The following is a 19,941-nucleotide window of genomic DNA, read 5'->3' as shown; positions in this document are numbered from 1 at the left end:
CGGGTACATCCCACCCGCAGAGGCTGAGGCAAACTACTACCGGCAACTCGCCAGTCAGACTGCCTTGACGGAAGCCTGACTTAACCCAACGGGCCTCCATGAAACCCGGGGCGCTTCAGTGTTGGCATCAAAGTCTCTCCCTTCAAGCACCGCCAACGCTTCGTTGTGAAACGAATAGGCAAGGTGCGCGGCCGCGCGGGTGGATGGATCGGAGTTGTTGTTGCCACCGAGATGCTCCGCCAAAAGAAGCCGCAACTCGAACACGGCAAATGCCAGGATTTGCGCTTGGTCTTGATGTGCGCTCATGGTGGTCTGCGGGCTAAGGTTAAAGCTGAGCGGCCGGAATCGGCTGGCCGCGCGAAGCAATCATCAACTGTAAAGCGCTGCGCGACCAGCCAGTTGAGACCCGCTCCAGCAATCGGTCAGCCCGCAGGCTTGCCTGCTGATGTCGCCGCACCGCTGAGGATCTGCTCGGTGGTCCAGTTTCGGGTAATCCAGATCGTGAGTGCGGCTCCCGACAGGTGCCATCAGAACATCCCGGGCTTCTGCCGGTGCGTGAGCAAGTGGTTCCTGGCGACCAGCCATGCTGCAAGTCCGCCGGGGTCTTTCTGGTAATGGGCGGCGATATTGAACAGGTAGGAATATGGAGTTAGAGGGTGAACTTCGGGTTCTCCTCGACCGCGAACCCGCTGCCAGGCTTCGGACTGCTGATCTAGCGTCGCCAGCTCACTTGGCGGCATTGGCAAGGCGTCGATTGCATTGAGCCCTGCCCAATAGAGAGCTATTGGCACGACAAGGACCAGCAGGGCAGCTGTGGCCAAGAAGGCAAGCAATGGACGGCGAACAAGGAGTCGCATGCTGACTACCATTTGAGATGAAGGGCCGGAAACAGGTGGCCGCGCGTAGCAATGTTGGGCTGCTGAGCTTGGTGCGACCAGCTGGTGGAGGTCCCCGCGAACGACCCGTTCGGCCTCACGCTCGCCGCGAGTGCCGCGCAACGTGACGCTGCAGCACAACGTCCATCTTCGACTGCCTGAACCGGCCCTGACCGCACACCGCACCCGGGCATGAGCGGGGCGGGCCGGGGCGGGAACAAGCTCAAGCCTCGCTGTCGAACCGCTGGGCAGTCGAAGCCGCCGCCCGCCAACCTTCGAGAAAGTAGGCCGGTGGCTGCGCCCTGAGCTTGATCGCCAGAAAGAGCGTGGCGAACAGCCAGCACATCAGCACCTCGCCAGTGACGCCAACACCGGCCGCAACGGCATGCCACACGGCCAGCGCCAGCCACAACACGCCGCATACCAAACCAGCACGCTTGCCAACGTGGATCATCGGCAGCAACGCCCAGCCCAGGCCGCACAGCGCCAGCGTCACCAAGATGCCGAAGCCGCCAACGCCAGGCCCGAAGGCGCTGGCCAGCATCAGGAACAGCAGCGCGGGCACCGCCAGCAGCAGCACCAGGAAGATGCGCTTGACGACAAGCAGAGCAGCCAGAAGGTAGTTGTCAATGGACATGGTTGATCGCCGAGTGCCTTGCAACGCGGGCCCTCAGAGGCAGCCCCATCATGGCAGACGCAGCCCCACTCACCTGCGTCCGAAGCAGCGGAAGCAGCATCCAAGCGCTTCCACTTCAGTCCGAATGGCCACGCTGCTGTTCCACCTTGACCTTGCCTTCGCTTGAGATGGCCCCTGCCGGATGGCGTTTCATGGTCTTGATGTACGCCGCCTTGCGGAACCGCAGCGCAGACCAGTCGTCGTCAATCGCCACCTGGCGCACTGGTTCGTAGCCCGCTGCGCCCAAGCTGTCCCAGCCGTTGTCGCGATTGAACTCGCACTTGAATTTGCGGGAGCTGGCCTTGGGATACACCATCCAGAGGGTCGCGTCGCCCACCGCATGGGCCGCCAACTGCTGCGTGGCCTGCTCCACCTGCGCCAGCGTGGTCACAAACGCCATCGCAAAGCCCACAGTGCTGGCAGCGCTGCGTTGAATGCTGACCCCGCTCAACGCCTGCAACTCAGGCTCGAAGCTGGAAGGCGCGTTCAGCACATGCACCGTGGTGAACGCGCCCAGGTTGAGCTTCTTGAACAGAGGCGTCATGCAGCCACTGCGTCTGGTCGACGGCTTCTGAAACGCTTGAACAGCACAGCCGCGTACAAGCTCGAAGCCGGCACCGTGGTGACGCCAAGGTACAGGTACAAATTGCGCACCAGCGGAGGCTCAACGGGCAGGAGGCTGTAGACCAGCATGAAGGCAGCCGACACCAGAAAGAAGCACGCCGGCCCCAGCAGCATCCAAGGCGCGCGATTGCCGCGCCCGACCAATGCAAAGCTGATCGCGACAAATGGCGCATTGGCCAGAAGCCCGAACATCAGCGACGAACTCCATCCCTGGTCAAACATCAACGTCTCCGAGCTACCTCTGCAATGCGCAACTTCAGCGCATCGCCAGCGTGACCGACCGGATCTGCTGGGCAAAGATCTGGGTGTCGGCAAATCGCGTGTCCGCCTGGCCCTGGGCCTGAACGATCAACTGGAGCGTCAGATCACAGCGGGCCACGGCGCTGCGCGGAAAGTTCGTGCTGAAAATCAAACCGTCCACTGCCTCGCCAACATCCAGCACATAGCTGACGCCGCTGGCCGTGCTGGCCAAGCTGCCAGGTACGACATTCAACGTCGGCGAGCCGGTGGCCGTATTGCCATTCACGTCGGTGCACGCGAAGGTCGCGGAGTTGACGGTGGGTGCGGTCGCGGAGGTCAAGGCCACCGACAAGCGGCGCGTTGCGATGGGCACCGTGGTGCCACTGGCAGGCGCGGTGATCTGGAACGGCGCGGGCAACTCCACAGACGATGCATACGTGGTTGATCCACGAACGAACTGGAACTGCACGGGCAAGGTGCCGGCAACGGGGGTCAGCTCAGACAGATAGGGCGTTGCGCCAGCGACCAATGTGCGCAGCGCATCAACGACGACCGTCGACAAGCTGCCAGCAGGAATATGGAAGCCCTGGGTGCCTTGCGTGGTGCTCAGGCGCAGGCTGTCGGTGCCGTCGATTTCAACGTTGAAACGGAAGTCACTGCCGCTGCTGAAACCGGCCTGTGCCTGCGCCCGCGTGCCATCACTGACCACCACGAACGAAGGGCGGATCTGGTCGGTTGCCAGCGAGCTGGACGGCTTGCAGGTCGTCGCACAGGTCAGACGCGACGCTTGCCCGCCACTGTCGCTCTCCAGGCCACCGCCGCAGGCTGACAGCACGGCGGGCAGCAACACCAGGCTTGTCCATGCACGCAGGCTACGGCCGTTTGGCCGCGCAGGCATCCAGACACGCTTCATCGATAGGCTCCCTGTTGGTTGGATGACATGCCCTGTTGAATGATTTTTGGGCCCGGCAAATATATCGCGGGCGCACGGGCACGACCTTCCGCACGATGTCACACCGCAACGAGGCAGAGCAACAGCGGCAAATCGTTGGCCGCCGCCTCAGCCCACCGCGTCAGGCTGCGGACGCACATGCCGCCACCAGCGCGCCGCCAACTGCCACAGGGTGATGGCCGTCAACACCAGCAGCGCCAGCTTGAAGGACTGGTCGGTGGCTGGCTGCTGGAACACCGGCGTGGCCTGCAGGGCCGTCCACAGCATCGCAACACAAGTCAGCAAGGACAGCACGGTGTCCAGCCGACGCAGCAAGGGTGTGCGCCGGCCGGTCACGCCCACCGCGGCCAGCAGCGGCACGTTCAACAGCACCAGCAACAGCAGCCAGGGCGCCATGGACGACACGAACGCCTCTGAGTAAGCCAGGGCCTGATAGGCGGGTGCGGGCACAGGCCCACCCCATACCAGCGCCAGCAACCAGGGCGGGTTCACCAAGGCGAAGGTGCCGGCCAGCGTGCCCACCACGCCCATCGCCACGCCAGCGCGGTCCAGGGGGCTGAGTTCATCGCCACGAGGCGGCATCCACGCCTTCGCCTGTGCGGGGCGGCGCTGCCGGCTCCAGTTGGCCAAGCCATAGCCCACCACCAGCAGGCCCGGCCAGATCAGGGAAGGCAGCACCGTGCCACCCCACCACGCCGCCAGCGCCTGCAGAAATGCGCCCACACCGGCCGCGTCGCTGCCCACGGCAGGCACCAGCACCAGTTTCAGCAGGCCCAGCAGCCAGATCACCCCCAGGCCGATGGCGGTGGCGCGCACGAAGGCATGGCCGTCCTCCGGCGCAATCACGGTCAGCGTGGGGCGATAGCGCGCAGCCACGTCCTCAGGGCGGCCAAAGGCACGCAGCAGCTGAAGCGCCAGGTGTGAATCGGGCGCGTCGAGCCCCGCCTCGTCGGCCTTGGCCTGCAGTTCTTCCTGCAGCAAGGCTTGCAGCTCGAAGGCCACATCGTTGCGCTGGCGGCGGGGCAGCAGGCGGGCCACGTCAGCCACGTAGGCGTTGATCAGCGTTTGCACGTCGGTGTTCATGGTCAACCTCACTCCCCGCTCAGCAATTTGTCCATTGCGGCATTCATGCCGCGCCAGGAGGCCGCGAGCCGTTCCAGCAGGGCCTGACCGTCGTCGTTCAGTGCGTAATAGCGGCGCGGTGGCCCGCCTTCAATGCGCCACTCGCTGCGCAGCACGCCCTGGGTTTCAAGGCGGCGCAGCAAGGGGTAGAGGGTGCCTTCCTCAATCGGCATGCCCTTGTCAGCCAGCGCCTGACGAAGCTCGTAGCCGTAGCGGGGCACCTGCAATTGCGACAGCGCCGCCAGCACCACCGCACCGCGCCGCAACTCCAGCTCCAGCTTTCCGAATGTGTCCGTATCACCCATGCGGCGCACAATACTGTGCATCACACAGTATGTCAAACAAAAAAGGCCGCAGGCCATCGCTGGCGTGCGGCCTTCCGGGCGGTCAGGCCGCCAGCGCAGCGTCGATTTCCGCCAGGCAATGTCCGGCGTACTCGCTGCTGCCGGCGTCTTCCAGCTGGCCGATGCAGCCCTGCATCGCGTCGCGGGCCCGGGTGGCGGCCGGCTTGTCACCGGCGCTCAAGGCGGCCAGCGCCATGGCTTGCCAGGCGAAGCACAGCTCGTAATCGGTGGCCTCGTTGGCCTGGCAGGCGTCCAGGCCGGCCTGGGCGTGCTTCACTGCCAGCGCGCCCTCACCCGCGGTGGAGGCACACATGGCGATCTGCCAGTCGGCACGCTCCACCTCCAGCCAGCCGCCCACCGCCGCCCAGGCATCACGCGCCGTCAAGGCCGCGTGCAACATGGCCTTGGCGGCGTCATCGGCCGGAGGCTGGAAGTCAAACCGCAGGTCGGCGGCGATGTTGTTGGCCACCGCCGCCAGGGCAATCTGGGCACCGCGGTGCTCGGGCGCGGCCTTGGCCGCAGCCACGGCGCCGTCCAGCAGGGCCGTGGCGCCCGGGTAGTCGCCCAGGCGGGTGCGCGCCAACGCGGCGTTGTAATGGGCCTTCACTTGCTCGTCGGGCGGCAAATCACCCACCGCCGCCGGGGCACCAGCCGCCATGCTCATCGCCAGCTCGGCGCGTTGCAGGCCGTGCTGCACGGGCGGGTGAGCCGCAGCCAGGGGCACCAGCGCCGCCAGAATCGGGCGCAGCGCAGCCGGGTCGTTCTGGTGGCCCAGCAACACATGCTCGGCCGTGCGCAGGTAGGCCACCAGGCCGGTGCGGTCCGCCGTGTAAAGCAGTGCAGGCGCGTCGGCCAGCAGTTGCTCCCGGGCGCTGTCCAGGTCGTGGGCGTGCATCGCCATGACGTGGTCCGCTAGGTCTTGCAGGGGGGAAGCGGGCGCGGCGGGCGTGTTGTCCATGGCAGTCAGCGGCAAGGGGTGAAGAGGCGATCAGTCGCGGAAGTTCTTGGGCGTCAGCGGCTGCTCGGGGAATTCCTTGCGCAGCATCTGGATGGCCACCTGCAGGTCGTCCCGGTTCTTGCCGGTGATGCGCACTTCATTGCCCTGGATGCTGGCCTGCACCTTGAGCTTGCTGTTCTTCACGGCGCCGGTGATCTTCTTGGCCAGTTCAGCCTCGATGCCGTCCTTGATCTTGTCGATGCGGCGCACCTTGTCGCCACCCATCTTCTCCAGCTTCTCGCCCTTGACGAAGAAGTTGATGGTCACGTCCTGCTTGGTCAGCTTGCTCACCAGCACTTCGTAGATCTGGTCGATCTGGAAGTCGCTGTCGCCAACCATGTGGATTTCCTTCTCCTTCTCCTTCAGCTCGACGCTGGCACTGGTGCCCTTGAAGTCGAATCGGGTGCCGATTTCCTTCGCGGCGGTGTTGACACCGTTCTTGATCTTGACCATGTCGGGTTCGAGGGCGAGGTCAAAGCTGGGCATGTTTTTTTCTCAGGGTAAGGAGCAAAGAGGCGGTTTTCCGCCGGGAATCGACAAAAATTCTGCCATGCAAATCGAAACGGGCGTAAGCCTGAAGCCCTACAACACCTTCGGCCTGCCGGCTGCGGCCGTGCACCTGGTGCGCATCACCTCCGACGCCGATGTGCGGCAGGTGGTCGATCACCCCGAACTGGGCAAAGCGCCGAAGTTCATCCTGGGCGGCGGCAGCAACGTCATTCTCACCCGTGACATGCCCGAGCTGGTGCTGAAAATCGAGGTGCCCGGCCTGCGCGTGGTGGCTGAGCGTGACGACGCCACCATCGTGGAAGCCGGCGCCGGCGTGGCCTGGCACAGCCTGGTGGCCTGGACGCTGGACCAGGGCCTGCCCGGCCTCGAGAACATGGCGCTCATTCCGGGCACCGTCGGTGCCTCACCGGTGCAGAACGTGGGCGCCTATGGCCTGGAGGTGAAAGACCGGCTCGAATCGCTCGACACGGTCGACCTGGTCACCGGCCGCACCGTCACGCTCTGGCCTGACCAATGCGCGTTCGGCTACCGCGACAGCGTCTTCAAGCGCGCCCTGGCCGGCAAGTGCGTCATCACCCGCGTGCGTTTCCGTCTGCCCAAGCCGTGGCAGCCGGTGCTGGGCTACCTCGATCTGGAACGCAAGATGGCCGAAACCGGCAACCACGCGCCCGACGCCCGCACCATCTTTGACTGGGTGTGCAGCATCCGCAGCGCCAAGCTGCCCGATCCGGCCGTCATCGGCAACGTCGGGAGCTTTTTCAAGAACCCGGTGGTCACGGCCGAGCAGTGCCGCGACATCATCGCCCGCGACCCCAACATCGTGCACTACCCCATGCCCGACGGCAGCTTCAAGCTGGCCGCCGGCTGGATGATTGATGCCTGCGGCTGGAAGGGCAAGACCATCGGCCACGCCGGTGTGTATGAAAAGCAGGCGCTGGTGCTGGTGAACCGCGGCGGCGCCGTGGGCTCGGAGGTGCAGACTCTGGCCCGCGCGATCCAGGAAAGCGTCTACGGCCGCTTCGGCATCCGCCTGGAAGCCGAACCGCTCATGGTGTGAAGCCCATGGTGCGGGCCAGCGCCCACGAGCGCTGCCAGGCGTCCCGCACCCGTGCCAGCGCTGCAGCGCGTGCAGCGCCGTCCATGCTGTCGGCCGTGGCCTCGATGCCTTCGGCTTCTGCCCCGATGCCCTTCATGCCCAGCAGGTGTGCAGCGCCCTTCAAGGCGTGCGCCCGCTTGCGCAGGTTGGCGGCGTCAGGCTGCTCCAGCGCCAGGCACAGCGCCGCGAAGGTTTCGCTGTCGTCCTCGAAGAAGTCTTCCAGCAGCGGCCGATAACCCGCGAGCGAGACCAGCGCGCACAGCTCGCCGATCGACTCCAGCGCCAGATAGCGGCCCATGTCGCCCGGGCGCAGCGTCACCACAGGTGGCGGCGGTGGTGGCGGGGCGGCATCCGCCAGGTCGTCCACCAAGTCGTTCACCAGCGTCTGGGTGAGCAGGTCGTCCGGGGTTTCGTTCAGCTCCAGCTCCAGGTCCACCTGCATGCTCGGCACACCGGCCGTGCGCATGTTCGCCCAGTGGTGCGCCACCTCGTGGGTCACCAGCGGGTCCAGCAAGCCCATCTCGCTCAGGCTGGGCAGGCCGAACAGCCGGCGCAGCAGCTGTTCCAGGTCACGCTGGCGGAAGGGCTTGCTGAGGAAGTCGTCCATGCCGGCGGCCAGCACCCGGTCGCGCACCTCGTCGTAGGCATCGGCCGTCAGCGCCACCACCTTCACCTTGCCCACCGGCAAGGGCCGGCTGCGCAGCACGCGGGTGGCCTCCAGGCCGTCCATCACCGGCATGTGCACGTCCATCAAGATGAGGTCGGGCAGGCGGCGCTCCACCTCGCGCACCGCCAGCTCGCCGTTCTCGGCATAACGCACCGAGTGGCCCATGCGCTCCAGCAGCGTGCCGGCCACCTTGCGGTTGGTCGGGTTGTCATCGGCCACCAGAATATCCAGGCTCGACATGTCAGGCGCCGGCCCCACCGTTTCCGCCTCGGCCTGAGCGGGCTTGCTCACAGGCAGCAGCGGCAGGATGACGGTGAAGGTGCTGCCCTCGCCGCGCAGGCTGCGCACGGTGATGTCACCGTCCATCAAGCGCGCCAGGCTGCGTGAAATCTCCAGGCCCAGGCCCGTGCCGCCGTAACGCCGCGAGATGCTGGCATCGCCCTGGCTGAAGCGCTGGAACAGCTGGTTCAACGTGACGGCGTCCATGCCGATGCCGGTGTCGCTCACACTGAAAATCACCGGCACGCGCTGGCCCACGCGCGGCGTGCGGTCGGTGCGCACCCGCAGCACCACCTCGCCCTCATCGGTGAACTTGATGGCGTTGGACAGCAGGTTGAACAGCACCTGCTTGATGCGGGTGGCGTCACCGTGCACCCACTGCGGCACGTTGGGCTCCAGCTCGAAGCGGAGCTGCAGCGTCTGCGTCTTCGCCGACGCGGTCATCACCGTGTTCACCTCGCGCAGCAGGCGGTGCAGGTCGATGTCCGAAGGGAACAGGCCCAGGCGGCCCGACTCCAGCTGCGAGACATCCAGAATGTCATTCAACAGCGACAGCAGGTGCTCCGCCGAATCGCGCGCGGTGTTGAGGAAGTGGCGCTGGTCGCCGTTCAGCCCGCTGCCTTCCAGCAGCGACAACATGCCCAGCAGCCCGTTGAACGGCGTGCGCAGCTCATGGCTCATGTTGGCCAGAAAGGCGCTCTTGGCCTGGTTGGCGGCATCGGCCGCCTCACGCGCCTGCCGCAGCCGGCCCGCCAGGCTTTCCAGCTCCACGCTGCGCCGCTGGCTGGCACGCAGCTGCCGGGCGGCGAGCACGGCAAACACCACCACCAGCACACTCAGGAACACCGTCAGCGCACTGCCGATGCGCATCTGCTGGCGAATGGCCTCGTTGCGAGCGGTGGTCTGGCGCACCACCATCTGACTGGCCATCAGCGAGAGCTCATGCACCGGCTCACGCAGCTTCTCCAGATCGAAGCGCATCGCGCCCAGCTCGGCCACGGTGAAGGTGTGGCCGTCCTGCATCAGCGGGTCAGCGCGCTCGATGAACTTCAGCAGCAACTGCCAGGTCAGCGGGTGCTCGGGCCGGGTCGGCATGATCGCCTGGATGCGCACCGGGTCGATCAGCATCACCCGGCTGACGAAGATTTCGTAGCGCTCGCGCACCGCCTCGTTGTCGGCGTTGTCCGGCTGCTCGGTGGCCAGGCGCAGGCCTTCGCGCAGGTGCATGTATTCGGTCTCGACCTGGAAGAAGCTCCAGACCACGTTGTCGTCCGACATGCGCACCGAATTGCTCAGCAATTGCACTTGTCGCGACTGCACCCAGGCCACGCCGATGAACGCCGCCACCAGGGCCACGGCGATGAGCGCCATCAGGCGCGTCAGGTTCTGGTCGCGGTGGTCGCGCCAGCGCGGCAAACGCGGAGCGCCGCCGATCACAGGATGTCGAGCGACCGCAGTTGCCAGGCGGAGCGGCTGATGTAGCGGTCCGTGCGCAACTGCTCGAAGCTGTCGTAGGGGTAGACGATGAACAAGGGGCCGCGGTCACGCACACGCATCGGCTGGTCGTCCATCAAGCGGGCCAGCACCACGTCGAACTGCTGGGTGTCATCCACCGGCAGCTCCACCTTGTAGTCGTTCAGCGCCACCGCCAGGATGGTGCGACCGTTGGCCCCCACCAGCTGCAGCACGTCACGCAGCTTCGGGCCGGTGAACTTGCGCGGCGACTTGTCCCACGGCGTGCGGGTGGTGAAGCTGTGCTGCGGCAGCGCCGCGAGCATGCGCATGTCGAAATCGGCGCGGTCAGGGCCGTTGGTGCGCGAGATCTTTCCGCGGATCGTCAGGATGACCTTGTCCTTGGGGGCTTCGAGCATGGCGCCCTTGTTGTCCGATGAGGCAGGCGCGGCCCAGGCGCTGCAGAACAGCGCACAGCCAGTCAAGACCGCGCCAAGGCTGGCACGGCGGCTCATCGACAAACGGGAGGTCACGCCTCGGTCCTTTCTGCTCGTTCGCGGGCCACGTCGGTCGACCGCGATTTGGCGCGGATTCTAGGACGCTTCCACGCGCCGTCGCTGCCGCAATCGGCCCAGGGCCAGTTGCAGCACGCGCGCATCGGTGCTGGCCCGGTGGCGGCCCACGCTCAGGGCCACGCGGGCGTCAGCGCAGGCCTGGTCCCACTCGGCGGCGTCGGCATCGCTTAGCAGCTCATGCAGGTGGCGCAGCCGGAAGGCCGGCGCCATGCCGGCTTCCTCGAAGAGCACCGCCAGCCACGCGTAATCGTGGGCCCAGCTGTCGCAGTAGATGACCGTGCCAGCCAGGTGCTGGTTGAGCAGCACCGCCACGTCCCGGGGCGCGCGGCCATGTTGATCCAGCAACTCGCGGGTCAGGCCATGCAGCGATTCGGCCTGCCCGTCCCAGTGTGTCCAGTGCGGTGGCGGCTTGACCAGCGTGCACACGGTGGCGCCGTCGGGCAGCACGAACCCCACCTCGATCGGGTAGCTGCCGCGGCCGAAACCCGACGCCTCCACGTCGATGACGCCCGGCAAGTCAGCCATCGCCGGCGGCGGTGCGGCAGGGCCTGGCGGCGCGCTGGTGGGGGTCATGGTTGTCTCCACTGGATGTTGTGCGCAGATGCAGCAACAAGCGTGCCCGCATCCGCGCTGTCGCCGCCGGGACAAGTTCTACGGGGCGGCCCCGGTATCGCCACCCCGGACGGCCGGTTAGCCTGTGCCTGTTGCCCCTTGGAAGGAGCCCTCATGCCCGTTGCTGCCGATCGCCCGCATCTGAAACACTGGCCCCGCCGCATGCCGCGCGAGCTGGCCGTGCCGGAAACGACGCTGTGGTTCAACCTGGCCACCTCGGCCAGCCGCTGGCCCCACAAGGCCGCTTATGTGTTCTTCGGCAGGCCGCTGAGCTTCCTTGAGCTGCATGACCAGGCCGAGGCCCTGGCCGGCTGGCTGCAGGCCCAGGGCGTGGCCCGCGGTGACCGCGTGGCGCTGTTCATGCAGAACTGCCCGCAGTACGTGATTGCCTTCTACGCCGTGATGCGCTGCGACGCCGTGGTGGTGCCGGTGAACCCGATGAACCGCGCCGAGGAGTTCGGCCACTACATCACCGACCCCGACACCAAGGTGGTGATCTGCGGCGCCGACGGTGCAGCCATCGTGGCCCAGGCCAACAGCGCCGTGCCGGCTGCGCAACAGCTGAAGGCCGTGCTGGTGACGCGCTACGCCGATGCCCTGCCCGGCACCATCGCCGACGAGCTGCGTCCGGCCCCCGCCATCGAGGCTTGGCTGCGCGCCGACGTGGAACTGCCAGCCAGCACGAACTCCGCCACAGCCACCCGCTTCAGCCGCTGGACCGACGCCCTGGCCGAAGCCCGCCACCCCGCCGGCCCGCCACAAGGCCAGCCCGACGACATGGCCCTGCTGCCCTACACCTCGGGCACCACCGGCCTGCCCAAGGGCTGCGTGCACACCCACCGCACCTTGATGTCGAACACCGTGGGCGGCGGCACCTGGGGCTTCGGCAGCCCGGAAACCGTGAGCCTGGGCGTGGTGCCCATGTTCCACATCACCGGCATGCTGTACGGCGTGCTGGGGCCGATCTTCCTGGGTGCCACCGTGGTCATCCTGCCGCGCTGGGACCGGGAACTGGCGGGCCGCCTGATCTCGACCTACCGGGTGACGCACTGGACGTGCATCCCGACCATGATCATCGACCTGTTCAACAGCCCGGACTACCGCAGCTTCGACCTGAGCAGCCTGGTCTACCTGAGTGGCGGCGGCGCGGCCATGCCGCAAGCCGTGGCCGAGCGGCTGCGCGACGAATTCGGCCTGACGTTTGCCGAAGGCTACGGCCTGACCGAAACCGCCGCCCCCAGCCACGGCAACCCGCCGGAGCGCGCCAAGCTGCAGTGCCTGGGCATGCCGATCTTCGGCGTGGACAGCCGGGTGATCGACCCCGACACGCTGCAGGAAGTGCCGGTGGGCGAGGTGGGCGAGATCGTCACCCACGGGCCGATGGTGTTCAAGGGCTACTGGAAGCACCCCGACGCCACCCGCGCGGCCTTCATCGAGATCGACGGCCAGCCGTTTTTCCGCACCGGCGATCTGGGCCGCATGGACGAGGAAGGCTACTTCTTCATCACCGACCGCCTGAAGCGGATGATCAATGCCAGCGGCTACAAGGTCTGGCCGTCCGAGGTGGAGTTGCTGCTGTACCGCCACCCGGCCGTGGCCGAAGCCTGCGTGATTTCATCGAAAGACGCCTACCGCGGCGAGACCGTGAAGGCGGTGATCGTGCTGCGCGCCGAGGCCGTCGGCCACACCACCGAGCAAGAGATCATCGACTGGGCCCATGAGCACATGGCCGCCTACAAGGCCCCGCGCCTGGTGCAGTTCGTCGATGTGCTGCCCAAATCGGGCGCCGGCAAGGTGATGTGGCGGCTGCTGCAGGAGAAAGAACCCGCCTGAGTCAGATCAGCGGCCGCAGGGTCTGGGCAGTTTCGAGCAGCTGCGGCACCAGCCGGCTTTCGATCTGGGCCAGCGGCCAGTTCGCGGCCTGCAGCGTCATGCCCAGCGCGCCCTTGCACTCACCAAAGCGGTCACGCAGCACGGTGGACACGCCGCTGAGGCCGGCATCGAGCTGACCGATCGCGATCCAGTGGTCCTGCAGGCGTGCCTGGCGCACCTGCGCCCCAAAACTCTCGGCCGTCTGCACCGTGCTGGCGGTGAAGCCGGCGAACTCATGGCTGTCGAGCCAACGCTGCAAAGCCGACTCCTTCAGCGTGGCCAGCAGCGCCACGCCCGGGCTCACCACATGGGCCGGCACACGCGCCCCGGCGTGAAAGCCGATCGACACCACCCGCGGGCTGTTGCTGCGCGCGACGTACACCACTTCATGGCCATCCAGCACGCTCACGTTCACGGTTTCAGCGGTGGCCATTGAGAGCCGCTGGATGAAGGGCTGCACCAGGCGCGGCAAGCGCGCCCCATCCAGGTAGCTTTGCCCCAGCCGCAGCACGCGGGGCGCCAGCCAGAAGTGCTTGCCGTCGGTATCGGCATAACCGAAGTGGCACAGGCTCAGCAGATGTCGCCGCGCCGCCGTGCGCGGAATGCCCGTGCGCTGGGCCACCTGCGCCACCGTCATGCGGGCATGTTCATCGTCGAACGACTCGATCACCGCCAAACCGCGGCCCAGGCCGGCGATCAAATCCGCCGGGGCTATCGGGAAGCCGCCAGGGCCCAGCGCTTCACGGATCAAGCCGGGGGCCGCGCGGTCGGCAGGGAGAGTAGAAACCATGTTTTCAACCGGTGATCGGACAACAGCGCCCGATTATCGGACAAATCAAGCGCCGAGTGCCTTGTGGGCCAGGGGGCCGCTGCCTACATTCCAGCCCGTCTCCACTGCACTTTTTATCGGCTTGCCCCATGCACATCTCCGGCAGCACCCGCGTCTTTCTGGTCATCGGTGACCCTGTCGCCCAGGTCCAGGCGCCGGTCATGTTCAACCGCGTTTTCCAGCGGCATGGGGTGAACGCGGTGCTGGTGCCGGTGCAGGTGTCGGCCGACCGGGTGCCGGCCTTCACCCGCGAGGTACTGGCCACCGGCAACATCGGCGGGCTGTGGCTGACCATCCCGCACAAGACACTGCTGGTGCCCCTGCTCGGCCACATCGACCGCTGCGGCGCAGTGGCGCAATCGGTGAACGCGGTGCGCCGCCACGAGGATGGCCAGCTGCAAGGCGCGATGTTCGATGGCCTGGGCCTGGTGAAGGCACTGCGCCACCTGGGCCAGCCGCCTGAAGGCCGCCGCGTGCTGCTGCTGGGCACGGGCGGTGCGGGCTCGGCCATTGCCGCGGCCTTGCTGGATCACGGCGTGAGCCAGCTGGCCCTGCATGACCTGGGCACGCGTGCCCGGCAACTGGCCACCCGCCTGGCCGACCCGCGCGTGGTGGTGACGAGCAACCACCCCGCCGGCCACGACCTGATCGTGCACGCCACGCCGCTGGGCCTGCAGCCCGATGACCCGCTGCCATTTGATGTGTCGCTGATCGAGCCCGGCACCTGCGTCATCGACATCCTGATGAAGCACCGCCCCACCCCGCTGCTGCAAGCCTGCGCCGCACGCGGCATCGAGGCCCACCCGGGCTTCGAGATGCTGGTGCAGCAGGTGCCTGATTACCTGCGCTTCTTCGACATGCCCGACGTGGCCGATGCGGTTGCGGCCGATCTGGCCGACGTACGCGCATCGACCCTCGTTCACCCCTGAAGGCGCGTTGACGCCTCCCACCCACCCCACCGGAGACAAGCCCATGAACCCCATCACCCGCCGAGCCCTGAACCTCGGCCTGCTGGCCGGCTGCCTGATGACCGCCGGCCTGAGCCAGGCGGCCGACATCGAAGCCCGCACCATCAAGTTCCCGTCGGCCAGCAACAAGGGCCACCCGCAAGTGGTGGGCGTGGAGAAGTTCGCTGAGCTGGTCGCGGCCAAGAGCGGCGGCAAGTTCACCGTGAAGCCCTTCCCGGGCGGCACGCTCGGCCCCGATCTGCAGACCGTGTCGGCCATGCAGGGCGGCACGATGGAGATGACCGTGATGAACGCCAGCCTGCTGGCGGGCAACGTCAAGGAAATGGCGATCTTCGACTTCCCTTTCCTGTTCAACAACACCCGTGAGGCCGATGCCGTGGCCGACGGCCCGGTGGGCCGCAAGCTGCTCGACAAGCTGCAGGAACGCGGCCTGGTGGGCCTGGCCTACTGGGACCTGGGCTTTCGCCAGGTGCACACCGCCAAGAAGCCCATTGCCAAGGCCGATGACTTCAAGGGTTTGAAGATGCGCGTCATCCCGACGCCGCTGTACGTCGACTTCATGAGCGCGATGGGCGCATCACCCGTGCCCATGCCCTTCACCGAGACCTACACGGCGCTCGAGCAAGGCGCCATCGACGGCATGACGAACCCGCTGCTCAACATCCTCGACGGCAAGTACAACGAGGTGAGCAAGCACCTGACGATCACCAACCACATGTACACGCCGCAGGCGGTGATCGTCAGCAAGAAGTTCTGGGACAAGCTCTCTGCTACCGAGCAGCAGATCCTGCGCGACGCCGCCCAGGAAACCGCGCTCTTCCAGCGCAAGTACGCCCGCGACGAGGCCGCCAAGGTGCTGGCCGAGCTGAAGAAACGCGGCATGAACGTCATCGAGCTGCCGGCTGAAGAGCAGGCCAAGCTGCGTGAGCGCGCCAAGCCGGTGGTCGAGAAGTACACGAAGGAGCTCGGCGCGATCGTGCCCGAGATGCTGGCTGCCGTGGAGAAGGCCCGCGCTGCGCGCTGAGGCCCGTTTTCCTATCCCTTTTCCCCTGTTCTGTTTTCCCCCACAAACCTGCGTCAAGCACGGAGACATTCACCATGAAGTTCATCACCACCCGCACCCTGATGGCCGCCGCTGCGCTGGCCGCCACCGGCCTGTCGGCCAAGGCGCAATCCAGCGTCCAGCTGTTCACACTGGTCGACGCCAACGTGAGCCATTACAGCGCCGGCTCGAAGTCGGGCGCAGGCAACGTCACCTCGCTGAATGACGGCACCACCAACGGCTTGAACGGCTCGCGCTGGGGCATTCGCACCACCGAAGACCTGGGCGGTGGCCTGAAGGCCGGCGTGCTGCTGGAAGGTGGCTTCGGCGTGGACACCGGCGCGCCGGGCCAGGGTGGCCGCACCTTCGGTCGCCAGGGCTACATCTCGCTGTCGTCCAGCAATCTCGGCGAGCTGCGCATGGGCCGCCAGTACATCTTCGAAGACAGCGTGATGGGCATGACCAACCCCTTCGGCAACGCACTGACGCTGAACCCCGGCACCGGCGTGACCAACGCCGGCAAGGCCCTGCCGCTGTGGCTGAACGCCCCGCGCGCCGACAACGTGGTGCAGGTGCAGAGCCTGGTCTACAGCGGCTTCCAGGCCGGCCTGCAGGTGGGCGCCGGTGAAGGCACCGCAGATCGCTTCCACGGCGTGAAGCTGGGCTACGGCCAGGGTGCGTTCAACACCGCGCTGTCGTATGAATGGAACCGTGCGCGCAGCACCGGCGACAGCGTCAACAAGTCGCTGACGGTGGCCGCCAACTACAACTTCGGCAGCTTCAAGGTGCTGGGCGGCATCCAGCGCAATCGCGATCTGGTGACCACCTCCGGCAACGGCGCCTTCACCGGCAGCAACCTGACGGTGACCGGCGACGTGACCTTCGCGATGGACCGCACCACCGGCAGCACCGTGGGCGTGGAAGTGCCGATGGGCCAGTGGCTGTTCGGCGCCAACTACACCACGGTGAAGTACGCCAACGCCGCCGGCACCAGCCAAACGCTCGGCAAGGCTGCCGCAGGTGCACGTTACGGCCTGTCAAAGAACACCTTCCTGTACGCCGCCGCATCGGTGGCCACGGGTGATCTGAAGGACTACATCTCGCAGAAGTCGGTGACCCAGGTCGGCCTGCGCGCAGCCTTCTGAGGCCACGGCCCTGAAAGACAGGTCGGTCAGCGGAGCTGGCTGACCTTGTCCGGCGGGTCGTTCACATCGCACAGCGGGTCGGGGCCGAAGGAGGTGTCCATCACCACCTTGTCGGCCCCTACGCCCACCAGGAACCACTGGCAGAACGGTGCGTTGTAGCGATAGGCCCAGACCACCTGCGGCGGCCGTGCCACCTGGAAGGTGGTGCTGGGCCGGCCGATCTGGCGGCGCACATCCTCGCCTGTCATGCCGGCGGTGATGCGGTAGAAGTTCGCCTCGGTCAGCACCTGTTCGCTCGAACGCAATCGGCCCTCGGCATCCAGTTGATACATCCAGGTGGTGTTGCCGAACGGGCCGGTGGCGTATTCCAGTTGCCGCCCGCCATCCGGCAAAGGCCACTCACCGGTGGGTGCGCCACGCTGCTGAAGAATCTGCCCCACCGTGCTGCCCGTCGGGAAGGTTGGGGCCAGCACGCCCGCACAGCCACCGAGGGCCACGGCCAGCGCCAGCGCCGCCGGGTTGAGGTGCCGCCAACGGCCGGTCAGCTTGCGCCGAGGTGATGGCGGATTCGGCGGCAACTGCTGCTGCGTGCGATCTCGTGGCGTGTGTTCGGGGCTGGTCATGAACGTTCCTGGCTGCGCGCCCCCTGCCGGGGACCTGAAGCGATGTCACGGCCGCCAGCTTAATGCTCAGTCGAATTCGAGCGTGCCGTCCTCGATGCGACCATGACGCAGTGTCAACAAGTCGCGCAGGTAGTTCTGGTACAGCCGCCACGGTGCGCGCAGGCCCTGCTTGGGCAGGTGTGCCAGCGCACGCTGCACATAACCTGAGCTGAAATCAATCGACGGCATCTCGCCGATGTCGGGGTCGGTGCGGCGCGGCGTCACGCGCTGCCAGCCTCGGCGCTGCATCAGGTTCAGCACGCGGCACACATACTCTGCGGTCAGGTCGGCCTTCAGCGTCCACGAGGCATTGGTGTAGCCGAAGGTGGCCGCCACGTTCGGCAGGTCGCTGAACATCATGCCCTTGTAGCCCAGCGTCTTCGACAAATCGACCGGCACACCGTCCAGGCTCAACTTGGCTCCGCCCAGCAGCTGCAGCTCCAGCCCGGTCGCGCTCACCACGATGTCGGCAGGCAACTCCTGGCCCGAGCGCAGCCGCAGGCCGCCCGGCGTGAAGGTCTCGATCTGGTCGGTCACCACGCTGGCCCCGCCGCTGCGCAGCGCGGTGAACAAATCACCGTCGGGCACCAGGCACAGGCGCTGGTCCCAGGGGCGGTAGCTGGGCGTGAAGTGGCGGTCCACGTCCACCCCTGGCAGCGCACGGCGAATCTGCTTGAGCAGGTGCCCGCCGAATGCCGCCGGCCGGCTGCGCGCCAGGCCGTACAGGGCCTGGCCGAGCAGCACGTTTTTCCAGCGCGTCAGCGCGTAGGCCAGGCGGCCCGGCAGCCAGCGGCGCAAGGCATCGGCGATGGCGTCACGGGCTGGCAGCGAGGCGATCCAGGTCGGCGAGCGTTGCAGCATCGTCACCTGCGCACCGGCTTTGGCCAGCGCCGGCACCAGCGTCACCGCCGTGGCGCCACTGCCAATCACCACCACGCGGCGGCCCTGCACCTGCAGGCCTTCGGGCCAATGCTGCGGGTGCACCACCTGACCCTGGAACTGGCTCAGGCCGGCATAGTCAGGCTGGTAGCCACGGTCGTAGCGGTAATAGCCGGCGCACATGTAGAGGAAGCGGCAGCGCTGCTGCACCACCGGCCCGCCCTCGCCCTGCTGCACCATCACGGTCCAGCGCGCGTCGGTGCTTGACCAGTCGGCCGCCACCACCCGTTGCTGGTAACGGATGCGCTCTTCGATGCCGTGTTCGCGGGCGGTGCTGCGGATGTAGTCGAGGATGGCCGGACCGTCGGCAATCGCCTTGCCCTGGGTCCACGGCTGGAAGCGGTAGCCCAGCGTGTACATGTCGGAGTCAGAGCGCACACCGGGGTAGCGGAACAAGTCCCAGGTGCCGCCGCTGGCCGCGCGACCTTCCAGGATGAGCACACGCTGCTCAGGGCAATGCTGCTGCAGGTGCCAGGCCGCGCCGATGCCCGACAGGCCCGCGCCCACCACGATGACGTCGTGGCATTCGGGCTCGCCACGCGCCGCGCACTCACGCACGAAGCGCACGGCCTGCTGCACTGATCGCCGGGCTTCGGGCAAGCGCCACACCAGCTGCCACACATGCGACACGCCGGACCACACCTGCAACTCCACGGCCACGCCGGCAGCGCGGGCCTTGTGGGCCAGGCGAATGCCGTCGTCGCGCAGCACTTCGTCGCGGGCCACATGAATCACCATCGGCGGCAAGCCGTGCATCGACGCCAGCAAGGGCGAGGCGCGCGGGTCGTTCATGTCGGCGCCCTGCAGGTACTGGTCACGCAGGTGCACCAGGTATTCGCCGCGGAACAGTGCGTCGGAGTCACTGTTGGTGACCAGCGATTCACTGCCGCCGGTCAAATCGGTGCCCGGCGAAAACAGCATGGCTGCATCGGGCAGCGGGCCGCCGGTATCGCGCAGGCTCACCATCAGGGACACGGCCAGGTTGCCGCCGGCGCTGTCACCGCCCACCGCGATGCGGCCGGGTGAGCCTGCCGCCACATGCTGGGCATGCAGCGCCAGCCAGGCGGCCATCACGTCATCAGGCGCCGCCGGGAACGGATGCTCGGGCGCCAGCCGGTAATCAGGCACAAACACCCGCGCGCCTTGCAGCGCCAGCGCACCCGTCAGCGGCCGGTGCGTGGTGGGTGAGCAGCCCACAAAACCGCCGCCATGGATGTAGAGGATCGTCAGCGGGGCAGCCGACGGCGCCTTGCCCGCATCGGCCTTGGCCTCTACCCACTCGCCCGGCACGCCGCCCACCACACCGGGGGTGATGCGGGTGCCACCAGGCCCCGGCATGGCCGCGTTCATGACCTTGCGCACGCGGCGCAGATCGCTCATGTCGCCCAGCACCGGTTTGACACGGTTGCGCACGTACCAGGTTGCGATGCGGGCTTGCCAACTGACGGTCATGGAGCGCTCCG

General features: G+C 67.0%; 21 protein-coding genes. 5 read left to right on the top strand and 16 right to left on the bottom strand.

The window, feature by feature from the left end; all coding sequences use genetic code 11:
* Nucleotides 1–54: 54 nt before the first annotated feature.
* The 10 genes from AACH00_RS14480 to AACH00_RS14435 all read right to left on the bottom strand — a co-directional run bounded on the left by AACH00_RS14480 (nt 55) and on the right by AACH00_RS14435 (nt 6,316).
* Nucleotides 55–306 (bottom strand): hypothetical protein, encoded by a 252-nt coding sequence (locus tag AACH00_RS14480; RefSeq protein WP_341399870.1) that lies wholly within the window; start codon nt 304–306, stop codon nt 55–57.
* A gap of 221 nt (nt 307–527) precedes the next feature.
* Complete coding sequence (locus AACH00_RS14475) at nt 528–857, bottom strand: hypothetical protein (protein WP_341399869.1); 330 nt, start codon at nt 855–857, stop codon at nt 528–530.
* Between the two features lie 241 nt (nt 858–1,098).
* The gene (locus AACH00_RS14470) at nt 1,099–1,512 is read right to left on the bottom strand and encodes a hypothetical protein (protein ID WP_341399868.1); all 414 of its coding nucleotides are present in this window, start codon (nt 1,510–1,512) and stop codon (nt 1,099–1,101) included.
* 115 nt (nt 1,513–1,627) lie between these two features.
* Nucleotides 1,628–2,095 carry a hypothetical protein gene (locus AACH00_RS14465; RefSeq protein WP_341399867.1) on the bottom strand — a complete coding sequence of 156 codons (468 nt, stop codon included), beginning with the start codon at nt 2,093–2,095 and terminating at the stop codon, nt 1,628–1,630.
* The gene (locus AACH00_RS14460; protein ID WP_341399866.1) at nt 2,092–2,397 is read right to left on the bottom strand and encodes a hypothetical protein; all 306 of its coding nucleotides are present in this window, start codon (nt 2,395–2,397) and stop codon (nt 2,092–2,094) included. The genes AACH00_RS14465 and AACH00_RS14460 overlap by 4 nt, the downstream gene beginning before the upstream one ends.
* A gap of 34 nt (nt 2,398–2,431) precedes the next feature.
* Nucleotides 2,432–3,328 (bottom strand): hypothetical protein, encoded by an 897-nt coding sequence (locus tag AACH00_RS14455; protein ID WP_341399865.1) that lies wholly within the window; start codon nt 3,326–3,328, stop codon nt 2,432–2,434.
* A gap of 147 nt (nt 3,329–3,475) precedes the next feature.
* Nucleotides 3,476–4,450 carry a hypothetical protein gene (locus AACH00_RS14450; RefSeq protein WP_341399864.1) on the bottom strand — a complete coding sequence of 325 codons (975 nt, stop codon included), beginning with the start codon at nt 4,448–4,450 and terminating at the stop codon, nt 3,476–3,478.
* 8 nt (nt 4,451–4,458) lie between these two features.
* On the bottom strand, nt 4,459–4,815 hold the full coding sequence (locus tag AACH00_RS14445) for a PadR family transcriptional regulator (RefSeq protein ID WP_341399863.1): 357 nt from the start codon (nt 4,813–4,815) through the stop codon (nt 4,459–4,461).
* 61 nt (nt 4,816–4,876) lie between these two features.
* On the bottom strand, nt 4,877–5,791 hold the full coding sequence (locus AACH00_RS14440; RefSeq protein WP_341399862.1) for a hypothetical protein: 915 nt from the start codon (nt 5,789–5,791) through the stop codon (nt 4,877–4,879).
* 30 nt (nt 5,792–5,821) lie between these two features.
* Nucleotides 5,822–6,316, bottom strand: a complete 495-nt coding sequence (locus AACH00_RS14435) for a YajQ family cyclic di-GMP-binding protein (RefSeq protein WP_341399861.1) — start codon at nt 6,314–6,316, stop codon at nt 5,822–5,824.
* Nucleotides 6,317–6,380: 64 nt separating this feature from the next.
* Here AACH00_RS14435 and murB point away from each other — a divergent pair, with 64 nt between their 5' ends.
* Nucleotides 6,381–7,397: a UDP-N-acetylmuramate dehydrogenase gene (gene murB / locus AACH00_RS14430; RefSeq protein WP_341399860.1), complete on the top strand. Its 1,017-nt coding sequence runs from the start codon at nt 6,381–6,383 to the stop codon at nt 7,395–7,397.
* Here the strand turns inward: murB and AACH00_RS14425 are convergent.
* From AACH00_RS14425 to AACH00_RS14415, 3 genes are read right to left on the bottom strand one after another with little or no spacing between them, the layout of a single operon-like run.
* Nucleotides 7,387–9,819, bottom strand: a complete 2,433-nt coding sequence (locus AACH00_RS14425) for an ATP-binding protein (RefSeq protein ID WP_341399859.1) — start codon at nt 9,817–9,819, stop codon at nt 7,387–7,389. The genes murB and AACH00_RS14425 overlap by 11 nt on opposite strands.
* Nucleotides 9,816–10,367 carry a putative pterin-binding protein gene (locus tag AACH00_RS14420; RefSeq protein ID WP_341399858.1) on the bottom strand — a complete coding sequence of 184 codons (552 nt, stop codon included), beginning with the start codon at nt 10,365–10,367 and terminating at the stop codon, nt 9,816–9,818. The genes AACH00_RS14425 and AACH00_RS14420 overlap by 4 nt, the downstream gene beginning before the upstream one ends.
* Before the next feature lie 60 nt (nt 10,368–10,427).
* Complete coding sequence (locus tag AACH00_RS14415) at nt 10,428–10,982, bottom strand: 3'-5' exonuclease (protein WP_341399857.1); 555 nt, start codon at nt 10,980–10,982, stop codon at nt 10,428–10,430.
* 153 nt (nt 10,983–11,135) lie between these two features.
* Here AACH00_RS14415 and AACH00_RS14410 point away from each other — a divergent pair, with 153 nt between their 5' ends.
* A complete protein-coding gene (locus AACH00_RS14410) occupies nt 11,136–12,854 on the top strand; it encodes a long-chain fatty acid--CoA ligase (RefSeq protein WP_341399856.1) in 1,719 nt (572 codons plus the stop codon).
* Between the two features lies 1 nt (nt 12,855).
* On the opposite strand, the gene AACH00_RS14405 is transcribed toward AACH00_RS14410, so the two are convergent.
* Nucleotides 12,856–13,683 (bottom strand): IclR family transcriptional regulator domain-containing protein, encoded by an 828-nt coding sequence (locus AACH00_RS14405; protein ID WP_341399855.1) that lies wholly within the window; start codon nt 13,681–13,683, stop codon nt 12,856–12,858.
* A 128-nt stretch (nt 13,684–13,811) separates the two neighbouring features.
* Between AACH00_RS14405 and AACH00_RS14400 the strand changes: the two genes are divergently transcribed.
* From AACH00_RS14400 to AACH00_RS14390, 3 genes are all read left to right on the top strand, one after another.
* Nucleotides 13,812–14,651 carry a shikimate dehydrogenase family protein gene (locus tag AACH00_RS14400; protein WP_341399854.1) on the top strand — a complete coding sequence of 280 codons (840 nt, stop codon included), beginning with the start codon at nt 13,812–13,814 and terminating at the stop codon, nt 14,649–14,651.
* 43 nt (nt 14,652–14,694) lie between these two features.
* Nucleotides 14,695–15,714 carry a TRAP transporter substrate-binding protein gene (locus AACH00_RS14395; protein WP_341399853.1) on the top strand — a complete coding sequence of 340 codons (1,020 nt, stop codon included), beginning with the start codon at nt 14,695–14,697 and terminating at the stop codon, nt 15,712–15,714.
* Between the two features lie 74 nt (nt 15,715–15,788).
* Nucleotides 15,789–16,877, top strand: coding sequence for a porin (locus AACH00_RS14390; RefSeq protein ID WP_341399852.1), 1,089 nt, complete (start codon nt 15,789–15,791; stop codon nt 16,875–16,877).
* A gap of 26 nt (nt 16,878–16,903) precedes the next feature.
* Here the strand turns inward: AACH00_RS14390 and AACH00_RS14385 are convergent, their stop codons facing one another.
* Entirely contained in the window at nt 16,904–17,500 is a 597-nt protein-coding gene (locus tag AACH00_RS14385) for a hypothetical protein (RefSeq protein ID WP_341399851.1), read from the bottom strand.
* Between the two features lie 66 nt (nt 17,501–17,566).
* Nucleotides 17,567–19,930: an alpha/beta hydrolase fold domain-containing protein gene (locus AACH00_RS14380; RefSeq protein WP_341399850.1), complete on the bottom strand. Its 2,364-nt coding sequence runs from the start codon at nt 19,928–19,930 to the stop codon at nt 17,567–17,569.
* Nucleotides 19,931–19,941: the final 11 nt, after the last annotated feature.

It is taken from the genome of Ideonella margarita, from assembly GCF_038066635.1.
Taxonomy (GTDB): Bacteria; Pseudomonadota; Gammaproteobacteria; order Burkholderiales; family Burkholderiaceae_C; genus Ideonella; species Ideonella margarita.
The sequence above is the reverse complement of the archived record's forward strand: the minus strand, read 5'-3'. Positions and strand labels throughout refer to the sequence as shown.